We start from the raw sequence: 18220 nt of genomic DNA, 5'->3' as shown, positions 1-18220 counted from the left end.
TGATTCACTTAATCAGAGTTTTTCTATTTACGCTCTTTCGCTCTTGCAACAACGATCAATCGATTTTCTAACACTTTCTTTTTAGTTTCAGAAGCATTCGCTAGCTCACGAAGTATCCTTGTTAACTCACCATCTAAATACTTACGCGTTTTCGTTTTCACCATCGATCGAATCACTTTTTCAGCATTCGCTGGTAAAGGCTGAGTTAGTGCCCACCCATAACTATAACCCTCTGAGCTAAAAGATTTTTCTACAACCATCGGCAATTCAGGCTTTACCATGTCTTCAAGCCGACCCAGCTTGTCGTAATACTGTTCTAGCAGCGTAGAACGGAAGTATGGCAGCTCTCCCTCTTGGTACAGAGCAGATCCAGCTTCAGCCGCTATATTAGTTTTGGCTTCCAGCACGAATTGACTTGCACATTGGCGTAGTGACTCTTTGTTATGCTCAGTAGTATAGAAAATATGTGCACTCTGCTTGGCGCGGGTAATGGCAACATACGCCAAACGCCGCTCTTCTTCGGTATCTGCAGCAATACTCGAAGCAGCACGATTCACATAAGGAAAAGCATCTTTATCCCAGTACGGCAAGAAGACATGCTGATATTCACAACCTTTAGCACGAAAGATGGTAGTTAGCTGTACGCTATCACTCTTAGAAGTCTGCTGGTGTTGCTGAGACTGGTTCGAGTAGTATTCAAAATACTGCAACGCTTTCTCACAGGGTTGATCCATCGTTTCAAGTACGGTTTCAATACTGTCGAGTCGCTCTAGCGCTTCTTCTATCTCGGTGCTTGTTGCTTCTGTCTTCCAAATCCAGTTATCTAAAAAGCTCTGTTTACGATATTGGCGATAAACTTCTACTGCTTTAAAACTCCCTTTAGGTTCTAACTGAGCAAGCAGTTCCACACGATCGATAAAGCTATCAAACTTCACTGACTCGTGGATTTTCTCCAGTTTGACAGCATGGCTGCGCCATTGTGAAACGGGCAAAGCAGCAAGCTCATTACAAAAAGGCTGTAATAGTTTATTTGGGATGTAGCAATGCGGGAAAGACATCAAATTAAACAAGACATTACTTTTGTATTGCTGCGGATAATCACGAAAACGCCCTGTAACAAAGCCCATTAACTCCATCAATAAGCGCACCTCACGGCAGTGCGAAAGCACAGAAGGGATAGGCATTTGAAATGGAATTTGCTTAGAGAGAAATGCCAGCTCAAACAACAAAGCTTGAGACCAGCGACGCACTAAAATTGCAATATCATTCGGTGCAACACCATTATTTAGGTGCGTTTGAATAGCTTGAGCGATTTCGCCGACTTGACGTCCGCTTCCAGTAACCGCGACTTGAGTATCACTCTGCTCTTCATTTGATATCGTCACAAAATCATGAAAACGTTCATTATTATTAGCAATCAAATGTCCAGCAGCTAACGCCAGCGAGTGTCCGAAACGAAAAGTTTTCGAGAGGGTATATGTTGTTGCAGGCTTAAAATCTTGCTCAAAGTTGAGCATAAATTGCGGTGCACTGCCCCGCCATTTATAGATACACTGATCAACATCGCCAACTGCAATGAGCTGTGAGTTATCGCCTAGCAGGGCTTTTAACAAGGCATATTGCGCATTGTTAATATCTTGAAACTCATCGACTATCAGTAGTTGGCATTGATGTTGGTAATAAGCCTGAATCTCGGGTGATTGCTTTAATACTTTCACCGTCTCAACTAACCAATCGTCAAAAAACAACACCTTGTGCTGCTTTCTTATCACTTCAAAATCATGGTAAGCGCTTATGATAAAACGGTACTCTTCACTAATATCAGTCAGCGCAAAGACTTCATTAGCAGGCAACATATACGCTTTCACTAAGCCAATGAAGTTCATTACCAATTCGATGGTCTTTGGGTCTTTAATTAACTGCTGTCGTTGATACGATTTTTCACCACCAGCAATACTACGCAATATTTGAGTGACAAAGCGCTTATCTTGTTCGCCTTGGTTAAATTCCGCAGTAAAGCCCGTTTCTCTTAAATAGCCTGTATGATTAAGAAACTTAAGACAAAAACTATGAAACGTATGAACAGGCACAGCTTGCTGAACACCAGATTCAACCAACTTGGCTTTGAAGTCGGTACGAATATCTTTATTGAACATCAACACCATGATGTTTTCAGAGGCGACCGTCTCTAGCTTCTGCTTGATTAGCCCTACCAAGGTGGTAGTTTTACCAGTTCCAGCTCCCGCAATACACACAGCATTGCCGTTTTGGTGTTGAATAAATTGTTGTTGTTCAGCAGTAAAACAAGTCATGACGATTGGCTGTTAATTTTGGACACCGCATTGTGCCATAACTACTCCCCAACTGACTAAACCAGCAAAAACAATCAACCACGACGGTTAACCTTTGCGCAAATCTTGTCTCATTTTTAAACCCGTAAGTAAAAAAAGCATGTGATCGACTTCTGGTCCTCCCTCGTAAATTCAGAGACCACACAGGAGGAAGTATCATGAATACTTGGTTAAAAGCAGCATTACTTGCACTTACAGCAACGTTTATTACCGCATGTGACGATGACGATTCATCAACACCGACTAACCCTGAACTACGTGTGATTCATGGCTCAGCAGATGCACCCGCCGTAGATATCCTAGTCAATGACGCCGCCGCCTTTACAGACCTCAAATTTAAAGAAGTGACTGACTATGCTTCACTAGAGCCAGCAACCTACAATGTGAAAGTAGTTGGAGCAGGCACAACAACTGCAGTATTTGAAGCCGACTTAGCTTTAGAAGTAGATAAAAAATACAGTGCTCTGGCGTTAGACAAATTCGACGGTGGCAACGGTCCATTCACAGTAATTGTGCTAGACGACACCACACCTCAAATGGATGCAATGGCACAAATTCGTTTAATTCATGGTTCAGCCTTTGCGAATACCGCATCAGCCGCTGGTGTAGATATTTATATCACCGCACCACAAACCGACATCAATACCGTTGAGCCAAACGTTACAGCTTTAGTATTTAAAGAAAATACTGGCTTTGTTGCTCTACCCGCGGGTCAATATGATGTATCGCTAACCCCTACGGGTTCAAAAAACATTGTGAAAATGGTGACTATCGATTTAGTAAACGGAAAAGTTTATAACGCCATTGCCAGCGATAATGATTCAACCTTTACAGACGTCGATTTAATTTTGATGGATGGGTTTACGGAATAGTGAGTAATATTGATATCAAATAAAAACGCAGCCATTAAGGCTGCGTTTTTGTGTTTTCAATTCACTTCAACATTAGAAGCTGTATTGAACACCTAGGCTAACTGCGTTTTTAGACACTTTATCGCCATCTTTTTTGTACTTACCGTAATGGCCAACTTCTGTTGTTAGCGCAAGCTCACTCGTTAGCTTGTATTTAGCACCGATACCGTAAGATAGACCCTTAATATTCGCCTTCTCTGTTTGGTTCGCTACCTTTAGTTCATTCTTAGCGTAAGAGTAACCACCCATCGCATACACAGAGAAGGTATCAGTTACTGGGTAGCTTGCTAGCGCGTAAGCACCTAGGTTGTACTTCTCTTTTACTTTCATATCCATGTTGTTAGGTAGGCTGTACTTACCGTTTTTAAGGCCCATACCAGCACGACCTTCAACTGCAAAGTACTCGTTAAACTCGTAACCTACTTTACCGTTCAAGCTACCAAGTTTAGTTTTCTTCTTAGCACCATCACTTTTAACTTGTTGTTGTTGAAGTTGAGCGTCAGCACCAACATACAAACCTTCAGCATGCGCTGCTGTTGCACCAAGACCTACAGATGAAAGGATTGCTAAGGCTAGTAACTTTTTCATATTCACTCCGTTGTTTTTAGAATGTTATTTTGAACGTTGTTTTATTCTTCGGGAAGAGAATTTACTGAAATAGATTTTGTTTGTAAACCCCTCTAGCAAAATAAATCGAACAGTATTTTATTATTGATTTAAAATCACAGACTTATAATCTTAAATTTATACCCACAAGAGCAAAGCAGGAAAATACCTGCATCCAATATAAACGAGATAACACCATAAAAATTAATTAATAATCAAAAAACAATATGAATGATGAATACATTGGAGCGGCTAGAAAATATATTTAATCCATCAATCCACATCTTATCGACCTATCTAAAAATCAATGAAAGCTTCTTGCATATAGTAGTGACGGTTTAATGACTTACTCAAATATGTTGTTTGGGCTACTTAATCAAATTTACACTCGACATTATCCTCGCAGACAAAATTTAGGTATAAGCGCCAATCAGACACGTTGCTATGCTCAGGTTAAATTTCTCCCCCCATCAAAAGGCAAACGTTTGCTTTTTTCCTGTAAGACACAAAAATGTTCTGGTATGATCCCGCTCAGAATTTGGCATAAGCCCTTTAGCATCAAGTGCTAAAGGTGCCTTACCTTCGTTATTTTGAAATAGGAATTTCGCTATGAGCCTTGCTGATCAAGTTCTTGCAGTAAATGATGACCTACCAATCCGCACCGACAAACCAGTTCACAGTGGTAAAGTTCGTTCGGTTTATTGGTTAACCGAAGAAGACAGCCAGCGTCTTATCAAGGAAAAAGGCTACAACGTTAAGTCAGATTCACCATTAGCAATCATGGTAATCAGTGACCGTATCTCTGCCTTTGACTGCATTTGGCACGGGAAAGGAGGCTTAAAAGGTGTTCCTGGTAAGGGTGCAGCACTGAACGCAATCTCTAACCATTGGTTTAAATTATTCCGTGAGAACGGTCTTGCTGACAGCCATATTCTAGATATCCCACATCCATTTGTATGGATTGTGCAAAAAGCGAAGCCAGTAAAAATTGAAGCGATTTGTCGTCAATATATTACTGGCTCTATGTGGCGCTCGTACGAAAAAGGCGAACGTGAGTTCTGTGGCATTGCCGTTCCTGAAGGGCTAGAGCGAGATCAAAAGCTACCTGAGCTACTGATCACCCCATCAACCAAAGGCATTCTTGAGGGCATTCCAGGCGTTCCTGCCGTTGATGACGTCAATATCACGCGTAAAAATATTGAAGATAACTTCGCAGCATTTAACTTCTCCTCAGCAAACGACATTGCATACTACGAAAAACTGCTTAAAGAAGGCTTTGATATGATCAGTGCTGAACTGGCCAAATTAGGGCAAGTGTTTGTCGATACTAAGTTTGAATTTGGCTACGTTACCGATGCAGAAGGCAAAGAAAAGTTAATTTACATGGATGAAGTCGGGACGCCAGACTCATCACGTATTTGGGATGAAGCCGCTTACCGTGATGGGAATATTGTGGAAAATTCAAAAGAAGGTTTCCGCCAGTTCCTGCTTAACCACTTCCCTGATCCTGATATTCTATTAAATAAAGACCGTATGGATGAACGCTTTGCACTTGCACGTGATAACGAACTTCCTCTTGAGTCTTTAATGAACCTATCTAAAGTTTATACTGAGATTGCAGAAAAAATCACAGGCCAGAAAATCCATTTAAGTGACAATCCAAAAGCTGAAATCATCGAAGTGCTTCGTGAGCAGTATGATCTGATCGACTAATCACGTCCTTCACGACTATTGGCTAAAGACCAGTGATCATTAAGGCAGCTTCGGCTGCCTTTTTAGTACTTAGCCCATTATATTCAACACTTCACCGTTAGCTTATCTTACCCATCAGCTCTACTTACCCACCAACCCCCCAATAGTCATCACCAAAGAACTAAGGTCACTCTAGCTAGTGTCTCGCTTTCACTTTATTTGCTACGAAAACTGGTGAGTCGCTCTAAACACTATCAACTGTAACCCTAACTTTACACTCTTAGCGTTTTTGACATCAACAGCTTACTGCCGGAGTCTAGCCGCCACAAACCAAAATAGGTATTATCAGCCCAGCAATCGATATTGTCGTTTTTTGCTAATTCGTACTCAGCGAAAAACTTAGTAAGTCTTTATTTTTCGGTCACTTAAAGGCTTACTCTGGAGGAAGGTACAGTTCGGTCAAACTCACCTTCCCCCTACTCCTTTCGTCGTATCCCAAGCAGTAATGTTACGTACAACATTGCTGATTTTTTCGTTTCTAATTTACAGCTATCCACTCGTTTTTCCTTGTTAGTCGTCTCTGAGACTTTTACTCTGGCGCTCAGTGTTCTTTTCTTGAATGCAGCTTACCTATCGCAACAAATCTGCTTATGTATTTAATGCTGGCAACGTTTTATTTTCCTCACAGAGTGACTCGCTAGTCCCTATCTCATAAACATCAGACAAAAAAAAGCCAAGCATAAAATGCTTGGCTTTTGAACTACAAAATCTTAAAGAATTACATCTTCACAACTTTCATTTTCGGTACTTTGACATCTACCACACAGGTCATTTCCATGTGACGCGATGGCAATGTTTTGGTATCACAATGACGAAGTTGAGCAACACCAATACCTACAGCTTTACTGGTTAAGCATGATTGAACATCACCATACGATGACTGTGAACCATTACGGTCTAACACAGTTTCGTTTTGCTTGAAGTGCTTTTCAATCGCCACGCCGTTGGTTTCCATTACCGCCAGAGACAAAGCACGATCACGCGCAGCTTCTTCTAACGTAGTAATGCTGTCGCGATCACCACCAGCAACCACAACAGTTTGCTCTGTGCTAACGTAAATACGCTCACCTAGCTCATCTGTTTCATGTACTACGTGCAGTTGTAGCTGGCTCTCACACGAGCTTACATCACCAAACACTTTTGATTTTGCAGGCGGTACATGTACTGTCACACCCGGCTCAGATGCACAACCTGCTAGCACTAGCAAAGCTGATGCAGCACTAAGAAGCTTTAACTTGTTCATCGTGGCTCTTGCTCATTTGGAAGTAGTTTTCAACCATAGGAATCGAATCTAAGATTTCCATGTTTTTCGGGTCAACAACATTGGCTTTTTTGATCAGCTTGTAAGCTTCTTTAAAGTCGCTCTCAAGGAACTTAATCATGCCCATGTTGTGCAGCGAAATCGCTTGGTCTGCAACGTTTGGTGACGCTTGCGCAATTTGTTGGAACATTGCATAAGCTTGGTCGTAACGTTGACGCTCAGCGTATTCGTTCGCTAGATCAATACTCTCATCATCACCACTCAATAAACGTACAGTAATGTACTTTTGGTGTGGTGTGAGATCTTGGGCAACACGAGTAGAAAGGTCTTCTAAAATTGCATTATTCATGCTGTCCCAACCTTGAAGCTTACTATGCGCAGCACCAATGCTGTCTAGATCGCTACGTTCGCTGTTAGATTGACTAAAGTGGCTACCCGATACGACTTCGCGACCATTTTTCTTCACAGAATATGTCACCGTTGCAGAACGAGTACGCTTAGCGTAGTAGCGGAAGTAGTTACCGTCGTCAGACTTAACTTCTTCTTTCCACGTTGACTCGTCTTTGTCCCAGCTAATATCGCCAGTTACAACAATACCTAGCGCATCACTTGCAGGATCGGCGTAACCGTAGTCACGAATCTTGCTACGTACCATCTTAGAGAACACAGACCCTTTACTCTTTTCTGAAGAGTCAAAGTTACTGATTTTCATCTCTTTGTAGTTGATGCCCTTGTTGCTAGGCGCAGCAATGTTCGAACCAATTTCTTTGTAAAAAGCACAGCCCGATGTCAGTAACGTTGCAGCAACTGCAACAACACCGATCACTGATTTGATTTTGGCATTCATTGATTAACCCTCTAGAGAATCAAGCGCTTTCTTCATTGTTTCTTGTGCTTCAGCAGATTCCAGCTTGTTCCAGATCGCTTCATTGCGTGCTTTTTCAATTGCTGCAGCCATGTTTGCTTGGTAAGCATCTGTTGTCATTGCTACCAAAGTGTACATACCACCTGTTGGCGATGTTAGCGTAGTCATTACACGTGCATCACGGATCACTGTGCTCACTACGTTATTGATAGTGATTTCAACCATCTCTGACACTTGCTCATCGCTTACGGTCTTAGATGTTGTGGTCGTTTGTTGAGTAACAGCATCAAACTTGCTCTTGATGTTGTTTTCCATTTGAGAAGCCAAACGCTGCTGAGCATTGTTTAGAGCGATTTCGCGCATAATGCCAGAGCCTGCAACACTTTTCTTCGCGTAACCAACACCAATGATTTCGTAACCTTTAGGTGTTACTTCACAAACCCATTTAGGTGCTTCTTTTGAAGGCGCATCAGGGAAATAACAGTCAGCTTTCTGAATATCTTCTGCAGTTTCGATGCTAGAACAGCCCACAACAGTCAATACACCCAGACCAACCATAAGTTTCAACAATACTTTATTCATATCAATATCTACCACTAAGAAGTTAACTAATAATTATTTGTTTTTCATAGAGTTACTAGCCTCAGCCTAAAAGGAGCAGCTAGCAACTTTAAATTTTGGCGCAAGTTTGACACAAAACACCCAGCAATTGAACCCTGTTTTAATAAATATTAAGCAGTTATCAATTTTATATAAACCATATAAAAACTGGATGTAATCAAGGTTCGGTATAATATACCTACCATTTGATTTTAAATCAAACCTTTACTGTAAGTTACGTACGAAATAACTTCGCACACAAAATACAATGGATGTCAGATACGAAAAAGGCATACCGAGGTATGCCTTGAGAAGAGTATTGCGAAAGTCTGTAACGAATTTCAGCAATGATGTAAGCGTGATTCTTGACTTAAATCACTTGAGCCATAAGGAGGAAACAACCAAACAAGAAGCTCAAGCCTAATGCCATTTGACCACCACCCGCTTGATACATTGCAGTACCATCTGGGTTGATTGATAGATTTTGATCTTGTGGCTCATTACCGCGAACTTTGATGATCATTGCCATTGGTACGAATACAGCCAAGAACACCAAAATAATGCCGGCATAACCCAATACAGCTAGGAACTTATCGGCAGCCAACAACGCACCAATCAATGGCAAAATGAAAGTCAGAACGTAAGTTACTGCTCGATTTTGCTTGAACGCGTCCTCATTTTGGTGGAATAGTGACATCGCCACACCCAAGAATGATGTTAACAATGCAAGCCCAGTGAACACTGACAAAATGCTATGAATACTGCTGTACTTGGTACCAAGTGCTGCAATCAGCTCAGAAACATTAGCAAAATGGGTTAGTTGATCAGAGGTAAGGTTACCTACTGCTGCGTATAACCACAGAAGGTAGCAAAATAGTGGAATGACAGAGCCAATGATTACCATGTTTCGCAATTGTTTCTGGCTAACGCCTTCGTTGTAAGTAACCAAAGAAGGAATAACAACCATGAAGCCAAAACTGGTGAACAATACAGAACTGGTTTTGATCAGATCAATCTTATTATCACTGGTCACGGTTAACAGATTTTCAACTGTCATGCTTGGTAGTAACGAGAACAGCGTCATCACCAGTACAACTAACATCATGCCAAACAGTACACGGTTTAACTTATCTACTACCGCAGTGCCCGCAGCAACCACAGCGCCTGCAATCAAAGTAAACGCAATTTGCGCCTGCATCATAGAGAGGTCAAACCCTACGGTAGCTAGCATTTTCTTCAATAGATCGCCCGCACCAATGATGTAAGCCATTAGCAGACATACAAGTAGCGCATAAAGCAGACCGTTAGTCAGCACTTGCCCGCCTTTACCCAATGTTTTACGAGCAATAGTATTCATGCTTAAACCACCGCCCGCTTTAATGCTCGCTTCAAGCAGCAGTAACGCGGCGTATGTGGTGCCTGACCAAATCACAAGCATTAACAAAGTACCCCATAGCAGGCCAAATTGCGCCAATACCATAGGGATAGCAAGCATACCTGCGCCTAACGCAGTTCCGGCAATGATTAGTGCACTGCCTAATAATTTCAAATTCACAATAAATTCCTTAACGCGTTTAGTTATTCGTTTTCGTTCTATTACTTACAACACCAATACCTATTTCAAGCTATTGGATTCAGCCACATGGCCCAAGTAATGTTCTAATCAACAAGCAGTAGAATGCTTAGGGGTGAATTAGGCGCAATAGCGCTTAATAAACGAAAAACGAAGTGTTTGCGTTAAGGCAAAAGAAGGGGATAAAGATTGTGTGGTCTGTGAATGTTTCATCCTGTCGCATAACAACGACATGGTGGGTTCACCTGAAGCTTCGCTCGCTCCATTGAGAGGGTGGCTCATTATCGTACTCCTGAATCGATCTATTCCATTACTTCTTACGACGGCAATCCTTCTGCCATCAAACAACATTTTCATGGTCAGTGATAAATGTTGTGTGTTCGGTCAAATAGCAAAGTAATAATCTAGACAGCAAAGCACAATACACAATTTGAGAAAGTTTCACTCCAACCGATAAAACGTGACGCTCGTCACACTTTATCCAGTGTAGATGTATACCTACAGTACATAGAGCAAAAAAAATCCGCAGGCAAAACCTACGGATTACATTTATTTGGTGAGAATTCATCCCAACAGCAAATTTTACAGTGACAAGATTGCTAACGACCGAGTTAGCCACTTGTCGTATTTAAGCTAACGCAGCTTCAGACGACACTGCCACTAAGGTTAAGCGATTAAATTGCCCCGGTTTGACGGCAATTAAGCTACCGTCACCAAACTGAATACCATCGAAAAATTCATGTCCCCACTTTACACGCTTAAAATGTGCGTAACGCGCTTTGGCATAAACAGTTTCCAACGCATTCAATGCGCCTTCCTTTTTGGCTTGTTCTATAATCGCTGGGCTTAATAATTTATTGGCAATCGTCATCCTTGCCTCCTGCTTGGGGACTTGAGTCTGTTGTACCAAATTATCTCTGCGATTCAATAGCAGAACTCACAAGCGACCAGATTTTAGCCATTTAGATCACAATCCTTTGAACAAGCGCTTATTTGATCGCACTTTTGGTTCGATCAAGCTTGGTTATGACGCCAAACCCTACCAGCATACTTAGCGTAAAAATAACGATCGGTAATTGCCCTCCCGATAGCGATGTCAATGCTGGTCCTGGACAGATACCCGCCATGCCCCACCCTAATCCAAATAAGCTTGCTCCGGCGATCAGCTTTTTATCCACTGTTGTATTAGTGCTGAGTTTAAAGTCGGCAGCACACGTTGGAGTAGAACGACGACGGATCACTAACCAATAAAACGGCATAAATACAGCCAAAGCGCCGCCCATCACAAAGGCTAAGCTCGGGTCCCACTCACCAGCAATATCGAGAAAGCCAATCACTTTCGCAGGATCAACCATACCAGACACCATCATGCCTAAACCAAATAACACACCAGCGATTAACGACACTACAGCTTGCATGATATTGCTCCTATTCTGTTGATTTAAAGTCTTACTGTTCAAGGTATTAAGGCGGTTAAAGATGTAGACGAACGAAGGTAGTAACGATAGCCACCAGCATAAAGACTAAAGTGGCAACAATAGAGCGTTTAGATAATCGCCCCATCCCGCAAATGCCATGTCCGCTGGTACAACCATTCCCCAACTTAGTGCCAATACCAACCAACAAACCAGCTGCAACCATGATGCCTGTTGAAGTAACGGGTAACGACATTGGTAACGAAAAACCCATCAAAGGAGCAAACAGACTCGCCACAACCATGCCGAGAATAAAGAGCACTCGCCAATTCACCTCACCCTGCTTGGGTGTTAGCAAACCAGACACAATGCCACTAATGCCTGCTACACGCCCATTAGCCCAAAGCAGCAAAGATGCCGACACGCCAAGCAACATCCCCCCTAACAACGCACTGATTGGGAACTCACCCATAACAGAATCCTCTTAAATCTATTGCTGATCCCATACTGCTATTTGATAAAGCCAGTATCAGTTATCAACCTTATTGTGTAATTGATAACCAAAAGCTTAACCCAGCCAGTTAATTAGTCAACACTAATTAAGCAATAATTAAATTAGACAAACCTAAAATAAGATATTAAAGTAATCCCCATCAAACATAGATTCGGTTTCTGTTAGGAGTGAATATGACCAAGATTGTCATCATTGGGGGCGTTGCAGGTGGAGCATCAGCCGCAGCACGAGCGCGTCGTTTAAGCGAAGATGCTCAAATTATCATGTTCGAACGCGGTGAGTTTGTTTCATTTGCCAACTGTGGTTTGCCTTACCACATTGGTGGTGACATTCAAGATCGCCAAAAATTATTGCTACAAACTCCTGACAGCTTCTTAGCTCGCTTCAACGTTGACGTGCGTGTGATGAATGAAGTCATCAGCATCGATCGTCAAGCCAAGCAGGTTACCGTTAAAAACTTGCTTGATGGTAGCGAGTACACTGAAAGCTATGACTTCTTGCTCCTCAGCCCAGGTGCTGCGCCCGTTGTTCCACCTATCCAAGGCATCCAAACCCCATTAACCCACTCGCTTCGCAATATTCCAGATATGGATAAAATCATTGCGACTTTAAAAACGAACCAACCTCAACATGCAACCGTCGTCGGTGGAGGTTTTATCGGATTAGAAATGATGGAAGCTTTCCATCAACTTGGTATTCCAACCAGCTTGATTGAAATGGCCGATCAAGTCATGACACCTGTAGATCGTGAAATGGCTGGCTTTGTACACCAAACGATCCAAGAGAAAGGCATTGATCTTCGTCTAAACGTAGCGCTGGAATCTGTTATTCACCATGAAGATAATAACTCGCTAACGCTGACCCTGAATAATGGTGACACCCTTGAGACTGGCATCCTCATCATGGCTATTGGTGTTCGTCCAGAAACCACACTGGCAGCCAATGCTGGGCTCACGCTTGGTGAGTTGGGCGGTATTTGGGTTAACGAACAAATGCAAACCAGCGATCCTTTCATTTACGCTGTGGGTGATGCGGTTGAAGAAAAAGACTTTGTAACAGGTCAACAAAGTTTAGTACCACTAGCAGGCCCTGCGAACCGTCAAGGCCGTATGGCTGCTGATAACATGCTGGGTCGCAATGAAAGTTACCAAGGCACACAAGGTACTGCCATTTGTAAGGTGTTTGACCTTGCTGTGGCATCAACCGGTAAGAACGAGAAACAACTCAAACGTGATGGCATTGAGTTTGAAAAAGTGTATGTTCACACCGCAAGCCATGCCAGTTATTACCCGGGCGCTGAAGTCGTGTCATTCAAACTCTTATTTGCCCCGCAAAACGGTAAGATTTTAGGAGCGCAGGCCGTTGGTAAGGATGGCATTGATAAACGCATTGATGTAATGGCCGTCGCCCAACGTGCAGGTATGACAGTCGAGCAATTACAGCACCTTGAACTCACTTATGCACCACCATTCGGTAGCGCTAAAGACGTGATCAACCAAGCGGCTTTTGTTGCCAACAACATTATCAAAGGCGATGCGACGCCAATTCATTACGATCAAATCGAGCAGCTCAGTGCAGATCAAGTCTTACTTGATGTCCGCAACCCCGCTGAATTGCAAAACGTTGGCTTTATCGAAGGAGCAATCAATATTCCTGTAGACCAACTTCGCCAGCGCATGAGTGAACTGCCAAAAGACAAAGAAATCGTGATTTACTGTCAAGTTGGTTTACGCGGTAACGTGGCTTACCGCCAGCTAGTCAACAATGGTTTTAAAGCACGTAACCTTATTGGCGGCTATCGCACATACAGTTTCGCCAAGCGATAATTTGTCTTCCAGAGACAGCTTCCCGCGGCTTTTATTCTCATAAAATTTTATGCCAGAAAATCGGTAAACAAAAAAAGCCGCAACTAGTGACGCTAGTTGCGGCAAACGCTAGAACAGAAATGGAAAAATAGAGATATACGAACCTGAATAAGCTTTAGATGAACTGATTCAGATTTATTTCATTACTGTGCTTTACTCAATTTCTTCTTGGGCTTAGTAACAACAGCTATGTCATCATCAAGTTCTTGATTCATTGCCTCAAGATCTGGGTCAATATCCAACTGTGACGATAACTTCGCTGTCAATTCAGCAAGTTGCTTTTCCAGTGCCACCACTTTAGCCTGTTTCTCTCGTAATATGCGTTCAAACTCTGCATCTTCAGGCGTCAGTGCTTTCTCAGCAGCCGACACAGCGACTTCAACCGCAAGGCTTTCCTCATCATGCGGCTCTACTCGCTCCGCCACTTCAAAACATGCCGTCTCGAAGATCTCTTGTTTTAGTTCTTCAAACGCTTCTTGCATATATTGCGCAATCACCTCAAACCCAGGAAGCGATTGATTACAAGCCACCAGTGAGTAATACATATTGTCGCCATTACTAAAGAATGTGATGTTCAACGTTTGTCCAGGCATCAGCACCGAAACTGGGTATTGCTTCTTCACTTTTGCCCCCATGAAGTACAGCTGCTCTTTGGCGCCAGGGACATTAGAGATAAGTAAATTTGTGGTCGTTGGCACATAGTTATTGATGCCAAGTTTACCTGTGATCAATGAGATGCCATTTACCAGCAATGAGTAATTCACATACGCATCTGGTGAGATAGCCAACGCTTCGCGCTTGAGATCATTGGTCGCGGTTTGAATCGCTTCAAGACGTTCCAGCGGCGATAGATTAGGACGCCCCAGTTCCACGTTACCAATCGACATCTTGTTACCATGCCCTTTCTCACTCTTATTGCGTAAGTTAATCGGCATCATGGCAACAAGTGGTTTATTAATCGGCTGAGAACGATCCTTTAGATAACGATTTAACGCAATGTCAGAGACTGTAAATAAGACATCATTCATTGAAGCGCCTGTGATGGCCCTCAGATGTTTGATTTGAGAAATCGAGAACTCACCTAAACTCAGCGCACGATTACGTTTAGGATTGGCATTGAATGGCGTTTTAGGCGCTGAGAATGGCAGAGTTAAATCGGTTTGCCCCAAATTCACCGCCTTCATCGCTAACTTTGTGCCAAGACGGAACATTGAAGGTAACAGTGACACTTGCTTTGAAGCCTGATTCACCGTTTTCATTACCATGTCAGTAAGGTGGCTTTCTTGACGACGCTGAGCTGAAGTTTTACGCATATCGCTTTGCCACAGTGGACGGTTAAACGACTCTTCAACGTCAGGCGAACAGCTATTGGTGAATAAGCTACTTGCGCGAATACCATCAGCTACCGAGTGATGAATTTTCATCATCAAAGCAACTTGGTTATTCTCTAAACCATCAATCACCCACACTTCCCAAAGCGGCTTAGCACGGTCGAGCACTTGACCATGAATGCGACCAGCGACTTTCTGTAGTTGCTCAGCATTACCTGGCGCTGGCAGCATGGTAAAACGGATATGATCTTCAATATTGATATGATCAAGCACATCCCAGCGCGGCTTACCGGTAATTCCCCAGTTCAGTTTCCAATTAAATGGTTGACTGGCTTCTGACTGCTGTAAAAAGCTGGCGTAAACCATTTGCGCAAAGTTACCAGCATCCTTTTCTGGCGGATCTAAAATAATCAGTCCAGATACATGCAGAGGAGTTTTCGCTGACTCGAAGGCAACAAAACTAAAATCCAACAGCGATAGACTCGGCATAAATAATCCCTTGTATTCCTTTAACACATTGCTGAATTAACCGTAACAACCATTATTAGATCTTTCTTTCTAATTTCTGTCTTCAACAAGTGTTCAGCTCACAGTTCATCAAACTCATCTAATTAGCATTGAGCGTTATAACCCAAGTAAAGATAAGTGTTTGATAACGAAATTCCTTCTGCTTGTATTTACTCACGCAAATCCACATCAAGATGTGATCCAATTCAACGAATTGCACACTCATCCGATCAGACCTGAAAAATAGAATGAATACTCTATTCTCACAACCAATAATTACATTTTGACAACATTAGCTCAGCAATTGTCATCCTGTAGACCGATAACAAAGGAATGTGATATGTCTGTACTCGAACTCGTTGACACTCACCCAATCCAGCTTTCGCCAATGATGAAAGCGCAAGCCGACAAGCAGCCAGCCGTCGTGGTCAGTACCGCAGAGGATCTTGTCGATCAAGTGATCGCTCAAGTCGGGAAAAAGATCATTTTGGGGATCCCACTTGCTATCGGTAAACCCCTCGCGTTTGTTAATGCTATTTACCAACGAGCTAAAAAAGATCCTTCAATTTCATTAACCATTGAGACGGGTATCTCCCTTGAAAAACCTACTGGCAAATCACAGCTAGAAAAAAATTTCCTTGAACCCTTTGTTGACCGTGAATTCGCCAATGTGCCTGACATCGAATATATGCAGGATATTCGTAAAGGTCAGTTACCGGATAATGTGAGTGTCGGTGAGTTCTTTTTTAAAGCAGGGAGCTGTTTGTACTCAGAACAACAACTTAATTACACCAGTACAAATTACACCCATGCAGTGCGAGATCTGCTGGATAAACGAGTCAATGTTATCGCTCAACTGATTGCTTCTCGTACTTGTGACGGCGTAACCACCTACAGTTTGTGTAGTAATTCTGACCTCGGTTTAGACCTAATTCCTGAATTCGATAAGCTAAAAGCGAAAGGACGAGCTTTAGCTGTGGTCGGTGAAGTGAACACTAACATGCCATTTATGTATAACGATGCCGAAGTACCGGCTAGTGAGTTCGATTTCGTTCTCGACAAAAATCTAAACCCAGCCAATCAAGATTACGCCATCTTTGCAGCCCCTCACGCACCAATATCACCTGAAGATCATATGATCGGGCTTTATTCGAGTACGCTGATCAAAGACAGTGGCACGCTCCAAGTTGGGATCGGCTCACTCAGTAGTGCCCTCACCTATAGCACTCTGCTGCGCCATCAAGAAAACGACTTATATCAATCCATGCTAAAAGCGCTGAAAGTAAAACTGAAATTCCCACTATCTTGCGAAATTGGTGACACTGGAATTTTTACCCATGGTTTATACGGCTGTAGTGAATTAATGGTTGATGGCTTTATGCATTTGTATCATGCCGGAATCCTCAAACGTCAGGTTTTCGAAGATGTACCACTGCAAAAACTTTTAAATAGCAACAAGATAACAACTGAAGTATCGGCTGGTAGCCTGCTGACTTTATGTGATCACAACATCATTAATCCATACTTAACTGAAACCGATGTCGAATATCTTCATAAAATCGGCGCTTTAAAAGATGATGTGAGCTACCGAAATGGTGTACTTAGCTATGGTGAGCATCAAATTCCAGCCAATTTACATGACGCTAAGTGTCTGCAATCTATTGCGAAATACTGCCTAAACAAAGAGCTAAAAGGTGGTGTTGTCATGCACGGTGCATTCTTCATCGGCCCACAAGATTTTTACCAAGATTTGCATGATCTCAGCTATGAAGAGCATCAGCATTTCTGCATGACAAGTGTGAACTATGTTAACGATCTCTATGATCATGCATTAGGTAATCAACAACAAAAACAAGTGCAACGTCAACATGCTCGCTTTATCAACTCTGGCATGATGGTCACTCTTGATGGCTCTGTTATTTCTGACGCACTAGATAATGGTCAAGTCGTCAGTGGTGTTGGTGGACAATACAACTTTGTCGCACAATCACATCAACTACCGGGTGCGCGCTCAATCATCAAAGTACGCAGCACCTGTATCCGCAACGGCAAGCTTCAATCCAATATTCTGTTTAACTATGGGCACAACACTATTCCTCGCCAACTGCGCGATACAGTAGTAACCGAATATGGTATTGCCGATCTACGTGGTAAGCCGGATCACATTGTGTATACCGAGTTGATCAAAATCGCTGATTCTCGCTTCCAACCTGAGCTACTTAAACAAGCCAAGGCTGCGGGTAAAGTCGCAAAAGATTACCAACTGCCAGCAGAGTTCTGTAATAACACTCCAGAAGCGATCCGTGAGTTTTTATCACCTTTTGTAGCGAAAGATAAGTTTACTGCTTTCCCATTTGGCTGCAGTTTCACCCGACAAGAGCTACAACTAGGTAAAGCGCTGAAAAAACTGAAGCAGCAAGTGAGCCAGCCTACAGGAAAACTACTAGCATTAGCCAAAGCGGTTACTGCTGGAAAACCAACGCCTGAGGAACTCCCGCTATTAAAGCGCATAAAATTAGATGAACCAAAAAGCTTGGAGCAACGTATTACGCAGAAGTTACTCCTAAACGCGTTGAAGTTATAACAATGCCAATAAGCTCAAAGTGTTATTGGCAATAATTCACTGAAGCAATGTAGGTATCGCCATGACAAAAAAATACAAGGAAATT

14 protein-coding genes are annotated in these 18220 nt (G+C 42.6%); 4 read left to right on the top strand and 10 right to left on the bottom strand.

Annotated elements, in window-relative coordinates; all coding sequences use genetic code 11:
- Window positions 1-23: 23 nt before the first annotated feature.
- Window positions 24-2312, bottom strand: coding sequence for an ATP-dependent helicase (locus tag A3K86_RS01640; protein WP_068326709.1), 2289 nt, complete (start codon window positions 2310-2312; stop codon window positions 24-26).
- Window positions 2313-2509: 197 nt separating this feature from the next.
- Here A3K86_RS01640 and A3K86_RS01635 point away from each other — a divergent pair, with 197 nt between their 5' ends.
- Window positions 2510-3223 (top strand): DUF4397 domain-containing protein, encoded by a 714-nt coding sequence (locus A3K86_RS01635; protein WP_068326706.1) that lies wholly within the window; start codon window positions 2510-2512, stop codon window positions 3221-3223.
- A gap of 72 nt (window positions 3224-3295) precedes the next feature.
- Here the strand turns inward: A3K86_RS01635 and A3K86_RS01630 are convergent, their stop codons facing one another.
- Complete coding sequence (locus tag A3K86_RS01630; protein WP_068326703.1) at window positions 3296-3850, bottom strand: porin family protein; 555 nt, start codon at window positions 3848-3850, stop codon at window positions 3296-3298.
- A 627-nt stretch (window positions 3851-4477) separates the two neighbouring features.
- Here A3K86_RS01630 and A3K86_RS01625 point away from each other — a divergent pair.
- Window positions 4478-5581 carry a phosphoribosylaminoimidazolesuccinocarboxamide synthase gene (locus A3K86_RS01625; protein ID WP_068326700.1) on the top strand — a complete coding sequence of 368 codons (1104 nt, stop codon included), beginning with the start codon at window positions 4478-4480 and terminating at the stop codon, window positions 5579-5581.
- A gap of 757 nt (window positions 5582-6338) precedes the next feature.
- On the opposite strand, the gene A3K86_RS01620 is transcribed toward A3K86_RS01625, so the two are convergent.
- The 7 genes from A3K86_RS01620 to A3K86_RS01590 form a co-directional block, all read right to left on the bottom strand.
- Window positions 6339-6863 (bottom strand): YajG family lipoprotein, encoded by a 525-nt coding sequence (locus A3K86_RS01620; protein WP_068326697.1) that lies wholly within the window; start codon window positions 6861-6863, stop codon window positions 6339-6341.
- On the bottom strand, window positions 6841-7728 hold the full coding sequence (locus tag A3K86_RS01615) for a tetratricopeptide repeat protein (protein WP_068326694.1): 888 nt from the start codon (window positions 7726-7728) through the stop codon (window positions 6841-6843). Before A3K86_RS01615 ends, A3K86_RS01620 begins: the two co-directional genes overlap by 23 nt.
- A 3-nt stretch (window positions 7729-7731) precedes the next feature.
- Complete coding sequence (locus A3K86_RS01610) at window positions 7732-8328, bottom strand: LPP20 family lipoprotein (protein ID WP_068326691.1); 597 nt, start codon at window positions 8326-8328, stop codon at window positions 7732-7734.
- Window positions 8329-8716: 388 nt separating this feature from the next.
- A complete protein-coding gene (locus A3K86_RS01605; protein WP_068326688.1) occupies window positions 8717-9901 on the bottom strand; it encodes an amino acid permease in 1185 nt (394 codons plus the stop codon).
- Window positions 9902-10547: 646 nt separating this feature from the next.
- A complete protein-coding gene (locus A3K86_RS01600; RefSeq protein WP_068326684.1) occupies window positions 10548-10790 on the bottom strand; it encodes a hypothetical protein in 243 nt (80 codons plus the stop codon).
- Window positions 10791-10908: 118 nt separating this feature from the next.
- Window positions 10909-11337, bottom strand: coding sequence for a YeeE/YedE family protein (locus A3K86_RS01595; protein ID WP_068326681.1), 429 nt, complete (start codon window positions 11335-11337; stop codon window positions 10909-10911).
- 55 nt (window positions 11338-11392) lie between these two features.
- Entirely contained in the window at window positions 11393-11806 is a 414-nt protein-coding gene (locus A3K86_RS01590) for a YeeE/YedE family protein (protein WP_068326678.1), read from the bottom strand.
- Window positions 11807-12021: 215 nt separating this feature from the next.
- Here A3K86_RS01590 and A3K86_RS01585 point away from each other — a divergent pair, with 215 nt between their 5' ends.
- Window positions 12022-13674 carry an FAD-dependent oxidoreductase gene (locus tag A3K86_RS01585; RefSeq protein WP_068326676.1) on the top strand — a complete coding sequence of 551 codons (1653 nt, stop codon included), beginning with the start codon at window positions 12022-12024 and terminating at the stop codon, window positions 13672-13674.
- A 182-nt stretch (window positions 13675-13856) separates the two neighbouring features.
- On the opposite strand, the gene A3K86_RS01580 is transcribed toward A3K86_RS01585, so the two are convergent.
- Window positions 13857-15533: a wax ester/triacylglycerol synthase family O-acyltransferase gene (locus tag A3K86_RS01580; protein WP_068326673.1), complete on the bottom strand. Its 1677-nt coding sequence runs from the start codon at window positions 15531-15533 to the stop codon at window positions 13857-13859.
- A 358-nt stretch (window positions 15534-15891) separates the two neighbouring features.
- Between A3K86_RS01580 and A3K86_RS01575 the strand changes: the two genes are divergently transcribed.
- Window positions 15892-18135, top strand: a complete 2244-nt coding sequence (locus A3K86_RS01575; protein WP_068326669.1) for an acetyl-CoA hydrolase/transferase C-terminal domain-containing protein — start codon at window positions 15892-15894, stop codon at window positions 18133-18135.
- Window positions 18136-18220 lie beyond the last annotated feature (85 nt).

Origin of the sequence: Photobacterium jeanii, from assembly GCF_001650345.1 — a bacterium.
GTDB classification, from domain to species: domain Bacteria; phylum Pseudomonadota; class Gammaproteobacteria; order Enterobacterales; family Vibrionaceae; genus Photobacterium; species Photobacterium jeanii.
The sequence above is the reverse complement of the archived record's forward strand: the minus strand, read 5'-3'. Positions and strand labels throughout refer to the sequence as shown.